Genomic DNA, 11,771 nt, shown 5'->3' on the forward strand with positions numbered 1-11,771 from the left:
TTGAAAACCAAATATAATTATAATCGGTTATTGTAATTTTAATTTATGATTTTTCGCAAAATTAAAAGTTTGAATTTAGGAAAGATTATTCAAACCTAAATTCAAACTTTAGTGAAACAATTAAAGAATGTTACGTCTAGTTTTCGCTAATAACGGCATTTAAAAGTTCGGCAGGGTTACCTGTTCCTGCACCTCCTATTGTAATGGATCCACCAGGAGGAATTTCACCGTTCCATCCGGCATTGGTAATTATATAATGATTATTTGTTTTACTACTAATTTTAGAATCCCAAACTTGTGTTAAATTGCCGTTATAATCAAATTCTAACTTCCAGTTTTTAATAGGGCTTGTGCCGTTATTTTTAATTACAATTGAGAAGTTATAGCCACTTCCCCAATTTGAAGTAACTGAAAATGTAGCCTTACCATTACCATCAGGAGGCGTTGTGTTAGCATCATCAGTTTTTACAATAATAGAATTAGGTTGTGATTTATTCCCGGCAGCGTCCTTTGCTAGTATTGAAAAAGTGTATTCCGTATTAGGTTTCAAATTTTTAATTGTAATGCTATTTGATGTTGTACTCCATTTTTCTTCCCCAGCAGTAACTTCATATTCAGTAACTCCTACATTATCAGTAGATGCAGTCCAGCTTAATTGGACTAAGCTTGAGGTTTTATTAGTAACCACAATGTTTTTTACGTTCGTTGGTGATTCAGTATCTTTTTGACTGATAGGTCCACCAAGTAATTCGGTTACTAACGTATCAAGCAATTTTGGACCACTACAGCTATATTTTGGACTTGTGCGACAGTCACCACTAAGTTCCCAAAACATTGCTCCACTTAAACCTTTCGTTTTTATATAATCTGTTTTATATTTCATAGATTCATTGTCATCGTAGCTAATAAATGTGCCTGTAGTAGCATTGTATAAATAAGGTACTTTAGCTGTATCATTCCAATAGCGTACAAAACCATTTTTGTTTACGTAATTCGCTGCTAAATCACCGTAATCATAAACACCCGTATCACCAGTAGAATAATCATCCCAAGTACCTTTAGATGCTAGTTTGCCATCACTACCTGGTTTACATGGTTGATATTGCCCATTATTATCTTTCCCACAACTTTTCCAACCACGTCCGTAAAATGGTACGCCTAATACGAGTTTATCAGCTGGTACACCTTCATTTATATAAACGTCAATAGCTCCATCTACGTAAAATTTCGTATCAGCTGCTGGATCATTCGGATCTTTATATAATGCGGCATTATGGTTAGAAGTTGCTTCCCAACCGCCGTGGAAATCATATGTCATAATATTAATCCAATCGAGTATTTGAGAGATTTTCTTTAACTCTGTATGATCGGCATAACGTTGACTTGCCCCTGAAGCAATTGTTAATAAATATTGTTTTCCATCTTCAGTACCGGCTTTATTTAAAGCATTTCGGACATCTTGAAGAAGGAGCGTGAAATTTTGTTTATCTTCAGGACGGTAACTACCACCAGGAATCGTTTCAACACCTGGATATTCCCAGTCTAAATCGACACCGTCAAATCCGTATGCACGTAGGAAATCGACTGTTGATTCTGCGAATACTTTTCTAGTTTTTTCATCAGCTGCCATATCAGAAAATCGATTAGACCAAGTCCAGCCTCCGACGGAAATAATGGTTTTTAAATGAGGGTATTTAGCTTTTAGTCGTTTTAATTCTCCGAAGTTGCCACAACGGGCATATTTATCACAATCTTCCCAAGTTGTACCTGATCCTGGATAAGATTTTGTGACATCAGCCCAGGGCTCACCTAATACGAGAGTACCATTAGGAACTTCTTTATTTTGCAATGGTACACCAGATTCTTTACAGTTCCATGTTTGTTTATTTGGATTATCGGGATGTGTAGAAGGATTTCCATGTTTTCCATTCCAGCAAATATCAGCAAACGCATAGTTTAAATGAGTGAGCTTTGATGCATCGATGTCTGCAACTTGATAATTACGTCCGTAGATGCCCCACGAAGGAAAGTACCCAATAATTTTTTGGTTTTGCGTTGGTGAATTTGCTGATGCGAGATTTGGAGTAATAAAATTTGCGAGAAAAAGAGGTAAGAAGAGTAGTAGAGATAGCAATAGTAATGTGAATTTTTTTGACCTCATAGTCATTTCCCCTTTCAAGGTAAAAGATATATTTAAAGGCATTTGCCGATAAATCAAAGTGAATCTAGACGTATGAAACGTCTAGATAAAAATGATCAGACATCACGAAGTCTATACAAGGGAGCTGGGGTGATTAAATCGTAACAAATGTAAGATTTAGTGTAAACGCTTTATTGTATGAAGAAAGACTTTCTCAATACAAAAAGGCTTTAATACAAACTGCATATGAAAATGAAAGACCGGTGAGGAAGAAAATAGCTTATTATAAATAAATTTGAGAAAAAATTGTATGAAGTCAACTTGTAATGGTGTGGTAAGATGGTGAAATTTCATATAAAATAATAGTAAAAATATGTAAGTGAGAGGATAGTGTGGATGTGTTTTTGAACATTGCTGAAGAAAAGGTTCGACAAGCAATCTGGAATGGTGATCTGGATTATATTTCGAGAAAAGGAAAACCACTACAATTAGAAGATCTTTTAATGGTACCTCTAGAGTTAAGGATGAGCTATAAAATTTAAAAAATGCGGGAATGATTCCAGCAGAAATGGACTTACAAAAGATATATTAAAAATAGAAGATTTAATTGCTTGCTGTTATGATGAAGTAGAGAGGAAAAAATTACAAGAAGGGTTAACAGCAAAAACGTTGTGTTTTCAGCAGGTAATGGAAAAGAGAAAGATAGTTCAGCATTTCTTAAATTAAGTTAAGAGGGATAAGATGAATACATTTGAAACGATAGAAGAATTAGCAACATATATTGAAGAACAGCAATTAGTACTTCTATTTATTAAAACAGAAAATTGTGGTGTTTGTGATGTCATGTTAAGGAAAGTAAATTACGTATTAGAGAATTATGATTACGTAGAGAAAATAGAGATATTACTACAAGACATGCAAGAAGTTGCGGGGCGATATGCAGTATTTACAGGGCCGACAATTTTGTTATTTCATAATGGAAAAGAGATCCTTCGTGAATCGCGCTTTATTTCACTTGAAAATTTAGAGAGAACCATTCAATTATTCGAGAATTAGGGAGGTTTTTATATGGAATTTATTATTGTCATACTATTATTTGTTGTCATTGGAATAATTGTAATAGCTGTTCGATCAAACAAAAAGAAAGTAAACCTTACGAAACAAAATAACATACATAATTCGTCTAATAACTCATCACCGCTTTTTTTCTTTGCTGGATCTGATAATAATGACAGCTCACATGATAGCAGTTCACATGACTGTGGAGGGTCTTTTGGAGGAGATAGTGGAGGTAGTTGCGGTGATTGATAAGAATACGCCTTATATAGGCGTATTTCTTTTTTAAACAAACGTTTGATTAGTTGGCTTACATACGCACACTAACAGTTAAATAAACGTTTGTTTAATATTTTTAACATGATAAGGAGAATGGAAATGGGAAGGGAACCGAAAGTGAAAAATAAAGGGAAAGTAGCATTGTTTTTATTAGTTGCTGGAGGTGTATTTCTTGTTAAACTTGGATTTAAATTTGGAACAATACATATGATCCGAACTTGGTTTGAAAGTACGTTTTCGTAAATAAGGAATATAGCCTCTTGCGAAAGAGGTTTTTCATTTGTTATCATTAGACTGAACGGTCGGTTTAAAGAGGTGTGAGTATGAGAAAAAGCGCAGAAGAGATAAAGAAGGAAATTGCATACAAAGCAGAAAATCTGTTTTCACAAAAAGGCTATGCAGCCACATCTATGGAAGATATTTGTGAAATTACAGAGCGAAGTAAAGGGAGTATTTATTACCATTTTAAAAGTAAAGAAGAATTATTTTTATTTGTAGTAAAACAGCATACGTATGATTGGCTTGAAAAATGGAATGAAAAAGAGAAGTTGTATAGTACTAGTATTGAAAAATTATATGGTCTCGCAGAATATTATGTAGAGGATATACAACAACCTATTTCGAGTGCAATAGAGGAATTTTCTATGAGCCAAGTTGTGAGCAAAGAGGTTCTAGATGAATTATTAGCTTTAACTAGAGAATCATATGTTATGTTTGAGAGATTAATCGAAACAGGTATACAGTCTGGAGAGTTTCGTGAAGAAAATGCGCGCGATTTGATGTATATTGTACATGGCTTATTATCAGGGCTTGGAGTGCTTTACTATGAGCTAGATTATAACGAGTTAAAGCGAGTTTATAAAAAGGCAATAGATGTATTGTTAAAAGGGATGGCAGCTGAATAATAAGTCAGCGGCTTTTCTTTTAAAACGAATTAGACCGAATGGTCGGTTTATAAAAGGAGGAGCGGAAATGAAAGCTTTATTTAAAAATCGAGCATTTATGCTCGTTATGGCATCCGATATTTTACAACAATTTGCGATTTGGATCAGAAATATGGCCCTATTGTATTTCATAATGGAGCGGACGAATAATGATCCAGTTTCAGTGTCACTATTATCGGTCATGGAATATGCACCTATTTTTATTTTTTCTTTCATTGGTGGCGCGTTAGCAGATCGCTGGAACCCGAAAAGAACAATGGTTGCTGGGGATGTGTTAAGTGTACTGTCTATTATAGGGATTGTTTTATTGTTAAAGATTGATTACTGGCAGGCAATATTTTTTGCGACACTCGTTTCCGCAATTGTAGGTCAGTTTTCTCAGCCTTCATCTTCACGCATATTTAAGCGCTATGTAAAGGAAGAACAGGTAGCAAATGCGATTGCATTTAACCAAACATTACAGTCATTGTTTATGATTTTCGGACCAGTTGTAGGATCGCTTGTGTATACACAACTTGGTTTATTTACGTCACTATATAGTTTAATCATTTTATTTTTATTATCTGCTATCGCCCTTTCATTTTTACCGAAATGGATTGAACAAGAGCAAGCAGTGAAGGAATCATTAAAAAATGATATAAAAGAAGGATGGAAATACGTTCTTCATACGAAAAATTTACGTATGATTACGATCACTTTCACAATTATGGGCTTAGCTGTTGGATTAACGAATCCATTAGAGGTGTTTCTTGTAATAGAACGTCTTGGAATGGAAAAGGAAGCAGTTCAATATTTAGCAGCAGCGGATGGAATAGGTATGCTAATCGGTGGTATTGTTGCTGCGGTTTTCGCTTCAAAAGTAAATCCGAAAAAGATGTTTGTATTTGGTATGAGTATATTAGCAATCTCATTTTTAGTCGAAGGGTTGTCCACATCATTTTGGATTACTAGTTTGATGCGATTTGGAACAGGTATTTGTTTAGCTTGTGTTAATATCGTTGTCGGTACGCTTATGATTCAACTTGTACCAGAAAATATGATTGGAAGAGTGAATGGAACCATTTTACCAATGTTTATGGGGGCAATGTTAATTGGAACATCACTAGCTGGAGGATTGAAGGAAATGACTTCATTAGTTATTGTATTTTGTATAGCGATGTCACTTATTTTATTAGCGATAGGGCCGGTTTTACGTATGCAACTAGATAAAGAAGATGTTGCTAATAAAGAGGAACTAACGAATTCATTCGCTTCGAAATAGCTATTGTAAGGGAGCAGAACTGCTCCCTTTTCCTATGGGAATCTTTTGACAATGAAATGTACCAACTATATACTGATGTTGTAAAAATAATTTTACAGGTTAGGAGAAACGATGTGAAAAATCAAATCTATGAATTGCGCACTGAAAATAATATTTCACAAGGTGCATTAGCTGATAAGTGTAGCGTATCAAGACAGACGATAAATGCAATTGAGAATAATAAATATGATCCAAGCTTAGCGTTAGCTTTTCGTTTAGCGGAAGTATTGGGAACAACTGTTGATAAACTATTTTTGTATAAGCTGTAGGGGAAAGAGAAAATAAGTCTTTTAGTTACGGCATTAGTAGTTATAAGTATGCTAGCATTTGCACTTTACTATTGGTTAATTGAACTTCAAGTAAACTGGTATGCACTATTTATTCGTAGCATCGCATAATGTTGAAGGGGAAAATGAGGAGAAGAAAGATTTAGAAAAACATGTATGAAAAACAAGTGCAAATGTTACATATTATGTACACATTGTATTTATTTTTTGTTTTTTTTTCGCATCGGTAGGTTTTAATAAATGGATAGATTTTCATGATGTACCGCTTTTACTTACGTTATGTGCCGCTAGAGTTGTAAAGCCAGCTGTAGAGTTTTTACTTGTAAAGCGTTATCGTTAAAAATAAAGAAAGATCCTCTTCTTGTGTGAAGGGGATCTTCTTTTTATAGCGTTTTAGTTTTCGGATTAGGTGGTGTAACGGGTGTATCATTTTCAGGAACTCTAGTTAATAAGAATCCACCGATAATAAACAATACGATAATACTAAGGACACCAGCGTTTGTTTTTCCTGTTAATTGCGTTGTAACACCGACTAATACTGGACCCATGATCGCGGCAAACTTGCCAAATATATTATAAAATCCGAAGAATTCATTTGCCGATTCTTTAGGTACTAGTTTTGCAAAATAGGAACGACTAAGTGCTTGAATACCACCTTGAGAAGTGGCAACTAACATTGCTAAAATCCAGAAATCGAGTGTCGTTTTTAAGAAATAAGCATATGTGCAAATGATGATATAAATAATAATACCAACATATAGCATTTTTTTCCCTGTAAATGTTTCTGATAATTTTCCGTATAATAAAGCGAATGGACAAGCTACAATTTGTGTGACAAATAAGATGATTAATAGATTCGTTGCACTAATACCGAGATCTGTTCCGTAAGCGGTAGACATAGTAATAATTGTATCGACCCCGTCAATGTAGAAGAAATAGGCGATTAGGAACATAAAGACTGTTTTATATTCTTTAATATTTTTAAAAGTATCAGCAAGGCGTTTGAAGCTCATTGCAATTGGTCTTGGATGGCGTTCAATATAATGTGTTTGCTCTACGTTTTTTAGCATTGGAATTGTAAATAATCCCCACCAAAGAGCTGTTATTGCGAATGAAATTTGACTGGCAATGCCGACTGATAAAGGGATAGTGCCTTTTTGAGCAAGAATAATAAGAACGATACAACCGATAAAAGGAATTGTGCTCCCAATATAGCCTAATGCAAAGCCTCGTGTAGAAATTCGATCCATTCTATCTTTAGAGGTAACATCTACTAAAAATGCATCATAAAAAATGTTTGCTCCAGCAAAACCGACTAGTGCTAGCATATAGCAACCTAGTAATAAGTACCACTGGGATGTTGGGACGACTGCTAGCATACTTGTAAATACGATGCCGAGTCCAAAGAAGAATGTGAAAAATCGTTTTTTAAACCCTTTATAATCAGCAACTGTGCCGAGAATAGGAGCAAGTATAGAAATTAAAAGTGTAGCGAATGAGTTTGCATATCCCCAATATGCTGTTGAAGTTGCACCAGATAGTCCAGCTTCTTTTGCAGCTGCTTTAAAGTAAATTGGGAATAGTGCAGTTGTAATGACGAGCGAATATACCGAATTCGCCCAATCATATAATATCCAGCTTTTTTCTTGTCTGGACATTTTCTTCATATAATGTTCCCCCTTAAATTGTTCTACTAACAGTGTACAAAAATAAAAATTATAAAAAGAGAAACAGTGATGATTTTTACATAACTTTTACATATATACACAGTTCTTTACAATTGTAGTAAATCCTCTATAATGGATCCGTCTGTTTCGCCTAAGTGCAAACCGAGTAATCTTGCGATAGTCGGACCTTCATCAATAAGTCTCATATACGGGATTGTAACGTCACTTTGAATACCTTTTCCAGCAGCGATAAAAATTGTTTCATAGTTAGGCTTTGTTGGGGAGTAACCATGAGTTCCAAATGTATATTTTTTACTAGAAGTAACATCTTTTTTAGTAATTTCTTTTATAAAATCACCGGTATAATTTTCAGTGAAATAATACCCCTCTTGTGCTTCCAACATAAATAAACAATTACCATCTGCACCGGATTCTTTCGCCGCTTCATCATGAAGTATAAATTCAATGCCATTTTGTTTATTTTGAAGCAGTTCTTCAAGAAGTAGTTGTACTTCCCGAATGGTATCCGTATCGTTTTTGTCTTTCACATATACATAGGCAGAACCGTCGCAACTTTGACAGTAGGCCTTCCAGTCTACTAATTTACCTTCTTTATTTAGAGATATAAGCTCTTTTTGATGGAATAGCACATTTAATTGAATTGATTTGTTTTCACTTAAAGCGCTATGATCACCAAGGGCAATAATTGTACTTTCTTCGTATATTCCACTTTCTTTTAATGCATGAATAATTTTTCCTAGACGTTCGTCGTGCCTATGGATAGCTGCTATTGTTTCGTTAGATTCAAAGCCATGATAGTGTCTTTGTGTGTCTAAATCAGTGAAATGCACAAACATGACATTAGGCCTTTTTGTAAGGATTGTATGTACAGCAGAAGCAAGAACGAAATCATCGAGTTCAGGTTGTGATAATCCATTTCGTATATGACCGAACCGTCGATTTAAATCTAATTGGTATAGCGGGCTACCGCTAAATAATGAAACTAAAATTTGATTTTGCCACGGTCTATTTGGAAAGATTTCCGGTAAATTGTAATCAATGTTTGCTCTTCCAGTAACAGGCCAAAGAAGGGCTGCTGTCGTTAAATTTGCTTTGCGTGCTTCATCATATAATGTTGTTCCTTTTATCGATTTTCGGTACCAATGCCAATCTGGTGATTCACGTCCTGGTTGAAGTAAAGTATTGCTAACAACACCATGTTTATTAGGGTAGTTTCCAGTAACGATTGTTGAGTGGCTTGGATATGTTACAGAAGGATAAATTGGTTCTACTTTTTCTACAACCGCGCCCTTTTTTATTAGAGATTGGAAGTTAGGTAATTTTTGTAGTATAGGAAAATCTAAAGCTGATAAACAGTCGAATGATAAAATAATGACACGATTAGTTAATGCTTTATCCATAAAGTAATCCTCCTAATTATATAAAACCTATTATTATATATTACTATTAATACCTAGTAATAAAAATATGTTTCTGAATAAAATTTATTATTTATTTTCAGAAAAATTAAACATATAATAAGTATAAGGGATTGAATGAAAGGAGGGAATACTATGGACTGGCTAGATGGATTTGGTATTTTTTACATCATTGGTGGAATCACGATTCTCCTAGTATTTGCTATTTCATATTTACTAAAGAAACGTTTTCCAGACAAACAGTTTGATATTATATTTTCACTTAGTTTAGTACTTCTTTGTTTAGCTTTCTTTCCTGTAACAATGATAGCTATTGGTGGGTGGGAAGGAATGGGATATGGATTTATTTGTTTCTTCGTTCTACTTGGTACACTTATCGGTATGGTTGCACATCAACTTGTGAAAATCGTTCGAAAGAGCTACGTATAAAACTACAAAAAATGAAAAGAATATATAAAAATAAGAAAATTAGCTATTGTTTTAAAAAAGAATTTGTATTATGATAATCAACAAATTTATTTCGTTATAACGCTGAAAAAGGACTAGTACATGTCCAACCTTTTTTGCAGAGAGAGAATCCGTTTGGCTGAAAGATTCTTAAAGGGCGATATGGAACCTACCTTTGAGTTCTGCATATGCAGCGGGAAATTCCCGTTATCAAAAAGAGAGCATATACAATTTTTGTGTATGAATCAGGGTGGTAACGCCGGCAAAGCTCGGTCCCTATTTAGGGGCGCGGGCTTTTTTGTATTTTCTAAAAGGAGGAAGACTGACTATGGCAAAAGAACAAGTGCAAGCCATTACGAAGATGGAAGAGGACTTTGCGCAGTGGTATACCGATATTGTAAAAAAAGCTGAACTTGTTGACTATTCAAGTGTAAAAGGGTGTATGATTCTGCGTCCGTACGGTTATGCCTTATGGGAGAATATGCAGAAAGTGATGGATGAAAAGTTAAAGGAAACTGGTCATGAGAATGTGTATATGCCAATGTTTATCCCAGAGAGTTTATTGCAAAAAGAGAAGGATCATGTTGAAGGATTTGCTCCTGAAGTAGCATGGGTTACGCATGGCGGGGATGAAAAGTTAGCGGAAAGACTTTGTGTACGTCCTACATCGGAAACTTTATTCTGTGAGCATTTCTCAAAGATTGTTCAATCATATAATGATTTGCCAAAGTTATATAATCAGTGGTGTTCAGTAGTTCGTTGGGAAAAGACAACGAGACCATTCCTTCGTACGACTGAATTTTTATGGCAAGAAGGCCATACGATTCATGAAACGGCAGAAGAATCGCAAGCTGAAACGTTAAATATTTTAAATCTATATGCCTCTTTCTGTGAGGAATACTTAGCGATACCAGTAATTAAAGGACAAAAAACAGAAAAAGAAAAGTTTGCGGGAGCGAAGGCAACTTATACGATTGAAAGTTTAATGCATGATGGAAAAGCACTTCAAACAGGAACATCTCATAACTTTGGAACGAATTTCTCTGAAGCATTTGATATTAAGTTTTTAGATCGTAACGGTAAGTGGCAATATGTACACCAGACTTCGTGGGGTGTATCAACGAGAATGATAGGTGGACTTATTATGGTCCATAGTGATAATAACGGACTTGTAATGCCGCCAAAAGTCGCTCCAGTACAAGTTGTTATTGTACCTATTGCTCAGCATAAAGAAGGTGTGTTAGAAAAAGCAACAGAGTTACAAGGACGTATTCAGAAGGTTGCGCGTGTAAAAATAGATGCTAGCACTAAAACACCGGGCTGGAAATTTAATGAGTATGAAATGAAGGGAATTCCAATTCGATTAGAAGTGGGTCCAAAGGATATTGAAAAGAATCAAGTTGTACTTGTAAGAAGAGATACGAAAGAAAAAGAATGTATATCAATGGATCAATTAGAAGAACGCATTTCATCATTACTGGAGGAAATTCATCATTCTTTATTTAATAAAGCAAAAGTATTTCGCGATGAGAATACGTATAGTGTGACGAATTTCGAAGAGATGAAAAAAGCAGCTGATGAAAAGCAAGGGTTTATTAAGGCGATGTGGTGTGGAGAACTAGCTTGTGAAGAGAAATTAAAAGAAGAAGTTGGAGTATCTTCACGTTGTATGCCTTTTGAGCAAGAACATTTAGCTGACGAATGTATTTGCTGTAGTAAAGAAGCAAAGCACATGGTCTATTGGGGAAAAGCATATTAATACGTTTTCTGATAGATGCCAAAAGGACTTTGGGTTGCATAATAAACTGCAATCCAAAGCCCTTTTTAGTTTTATATTGGTTTCATGTATTTTTTAGATGGAAAGATGTTGGTCTTTATTTTGCATTTTTACGGCGAATAAACAATAACATACCAATTAGGAATGTTGAAAGTCCTATTAAAATAGATGCAGGATAATGTGCTGCAGTATTAGGTAACTTATCACCTTGTTTTGTCGCATTATCTTTTACGTTACCACCTTGTGAACTGCTATCCCCTTTAACTCGATTGCCATCTTGGGAGCCTTTGCCATCTTGCAAACTGCTATCGCCCTTAACTCGATTGCCACCAGAACCGTTGCCACCAGAACCGGTGACATCAGAACCTTTGAAACCAGCAGCTGTAAGAGGAGATGATGAGATAACTGATGATTAAAGAAAGCAGCGGAATAAAA

11 protein-coding genes, 3 pseudogenes and 1 other annotated feature are annotated in these 11,771 nt (G+C 35.0%); of the genes and pseudogenes, 10 read left to right on the forward strand and 4 right to left on the reverse strand.

The features are described from left to right. Window positions 1–136: 136 nt before the first annotated feature. Complete coding sequence (locus JDS81_RS20010; RefSeq protein WP_097953943.1) at window positions 137–2,161, reverse strand: glycosyl hydrolase family 18 protein; 2,025 nt, start codon at window positions 2,159–2,161, stop codon at window positions 137–139. 371 nt (window positions 2,162–2,532) lie between these two features. On the opposite strand from JDS81_RS20010, the pseudogene JDS81_RS20015 reads away from it, so the two are divergent. The 8 genes and pseudogenes from JDS81_RS20015 (at window position 2,533) to JDS81_RS20050 (ending at window position 6,346) form a co-directional block, all read left to right on the forward strand. Continuing rightward, window positions 2,533–2,866 (forward strand): annotated as a pseudogene (locus tag JDS81_RS20015) (DnaJ family domain-containing protein). Window positions 2,867–2,881: 15 nt separating this feature from the next. Next, entirely contained in the window at window positions 2,882–3,196 is a 315-nt protein-coding gene (locus JDS81_RS20020) for a thioredoxin family protein (protein ID WP_001091216.1), read from the forward strand. Between the two features lie 12 nt (window positions 3,197–3,208). Continuing rightward, window positions 3,209–3,448, forward strand: coding sequence for a hypothetical protein (locus tag JDS81_RS20025; RefSeq protein ID WP_016107457.1), 240 nt, complete (start codon window positions 3,209–3,211; stop codon window positions 3,446–3,448). A gap of 126 nt (window positions 3,449–3,574) precedes the next feature. Beyond that, window positions 3,575–3,718 (forward strand): hypothetical protein, encoded by a 144-nt coding sequence (locus JDS81_RS20030; protein WP_000532280.1) that lies wholly within the window; start codon window positions 3,575–3,577, stop codon window positions 3,716–3,718. 80 nt (window positions 3,719–3,798) lie between these two features. After that, complete coding sequence (locus JDS81_RS20035; protein ID WP_001231936.1) at window positions 3,799–4,380, forward strand: TetR/AcrR family transcriptional regulator; 582 nt, start codon at window positions 3,799–3,801, stop codon at window positions 4,378–4,380. A gap of 67 nt (window positions 4,381–4,447) precedes the next feature. After that, on the forward strand, window positions 4,448–5,680 hold the full coding sequence (locus tag JDS81_RS20040) for an MFS transporter (protein ID WP_000645354.1): 1,233 nt from the start codon (window positions 4,448–4,450) through the stop codon (window positions 5,678–5,680). A gap of 56 nt (window positions 5,681–5,736) precedes the next feature. Further along, entirely contained in the window at window positions 5,737–5,988 is a 252-nt protein-coding gene (locus tag JDS81_RS20045) for a helix-turn-helix transcriptional regulator (protein ID WP_073990719.1), read from the forward strand. A 48-nt stretch (window positions 5,989–6,036) separates the two neighbouring features. Further along, window positions 6,037–6,346, forward strand: a pseudogene (locus tag JDS81_RS20050) (hypothetical protein). Between the two features lie 43 nt (window positions 6,347–6,389). Here JDS81_RS20050 and JDS81_RS20055 read toward each other — a convergent pair. After that, complete coding sequence (locus JDS81_RS20055) at window positions 6,390–7,673, reverse strand: MFS transporter (protein ID WP_097953944.1); 1,284 nt, start codon at window positions 7,671–7,673, stop codon at window positions 6,390–6,392. A 107-nt stretch (window positions 7,674–7,780) separates the two neighbouring features. After that, window positions 7,781–9,094 (reverse strand): alkaline phosphatase family protein, encoded by a 1,314-nt coding sequence (locus JDS81_RS20060; RefSeq protein ID WP_097953945.1) that lies wholly within the window; start codon window positions 9,092–9,094, stop codon window positions 7,781–7,783. Window positions 9,095–9,247: 153 nt separating this feature from the next. Between JDS81_RS20060 and JDS81_RS20065 the strand changes: the two genes are divergently transcribed. Together JDS81_RS20065 and proS are read left to right on the forward strand one after the other, a co-directional pair. Next, the gene (locus JDS81_RS20065) at window positions 9,248–9,541 is read left to right on the forward strand and encodes a YesK-like family protein (RefSeq protein ID WP_000383863.1); all 294 of its coding nucleotides are present in this window, start codon (window positions 9,248–9,250) and stop codon (window positions 9,539–9,541) included. A 93-nt stretch (window positions 9,542–9,634) separates the two neighbouring features. Then, window positions 9,635–9,840 (forward strand) — a binding site (T-box leader). 47 nt (window positions 9,841–9,887) lie between these two features. After that, window positions 9,888–11,318 (forward strand): proline--tRNA ligase, encoded by a 1,431-nt coding sequence (gene proS / locus JDS81_RS20070; protein WP_097953946.1) that lies wholly within the window; start codon window positions 9,888–9,890, stop codon window positions 11,316–11,318. 115 nt (window positions 11,319–11,433) lie between these two features. Here proS and JDS81_RS20075 read toward each other — a convergent pair. Beyond that, window positions 11,434–11,703: pseudogene (locus JDS81_RS20075) on the reverse strand (LPXTG cell wall anchor domain-containing protein); the annotation flags it as partial. Between the last annotated feature and the right edge of the window lie 68 nt (window positions 11,704–11,771).

Source organism: Bacillus cereus group sp. N31, assembly GCF_016483245.1.
Lineage (GTDB): Bacteria > Bacillota > Bacilli > Bacillales > Bacillaceae_G > Bacillus_A > Bacillus_A toyonensis.

What these genes read in the sequence shown, in the direction of transcription:
- JDS81_RS20065 (WP_000383863.1), top strand. Translation starts at nt 9,248, where the DNA reads ATGGACTGGCTAGATGGATTTGGTATTTTTTACATCATTGGTGGAATC.
- proS (WP_097953946.1), top strand. Translation starts at nt 9,888, where the DNA reads ATGGCAAAAGAACAAGTGCAAGCCATTACGAAGATGGAAGAGGACTTT.
- JDS81_RS20010 (WP_097953943.1), bottom strand. Translation starts at nt 2,161, where the DNA reads ATGAGGTCAAAAAAATTCACATTACTATTGCTATCTCTACTACTCTTC.
- JDS81_RS20025 (WP_016107457.1), top strand. Translation starts at nt 3,209, where the DNA reads ATGGAATTTATTATTGTCATACTATTATTTGTTGTCATTGGAATAATT.
- JDS81_RS20040 (WP_000645354.1), top strand. Translation starts at nt 4,448, where the DNA reads ATGAAAGCTTTATTTAAAAATCGAGCATTTATGCTCGTTATGGCATCC.
- JDS81_RS20020 (WP_001091216.1), top strand. Translation starts at nt 2,882, where the DNA reads ATGAATACATTTGAAACGATAGAAGAATTAGCAACATATATTGAAGAA.
- JDS81_RS20055 (WP_097953944.1), bottom strand. Translation starts at nt 7,673, where the DNA reads ATGAAGAAAATGTCCAGACAAGAAAAAAGCTGGATATTATATGATTGG.
- JDS81_RS20035 (WP_001231936.1), top strand. Translation starts at nt 3,799, where the DNA reads ATGAGAAAAAGCGCAGAAGAGATAAAGAAGGAAATTGCATACAAAGCA.
- JDS81_RS20060 (WP_097953945.1), bottom strand. Translation starts at nt 9,094, where the DNA reads ATGGATAAAGCATTAACTAATCGTGTCATTATTTTATCATTCGACTGT.
- JDS81_RS20045 (WP_073990719.1), top strand. Translation starts at nt 5,737, where the DNA reads ATGTACCAACTATATACTGATGTTGTAAAAATAATTTTACAGGTTAGG.
- JDS81_RS20030 (WP_000532280.1), top strand. Translation starts at nt 3,575, where the DNA reads ATGGGAAGGGAACCGAAAGTGAAAAATAAAGGGAAAGTAGCATTGTTT.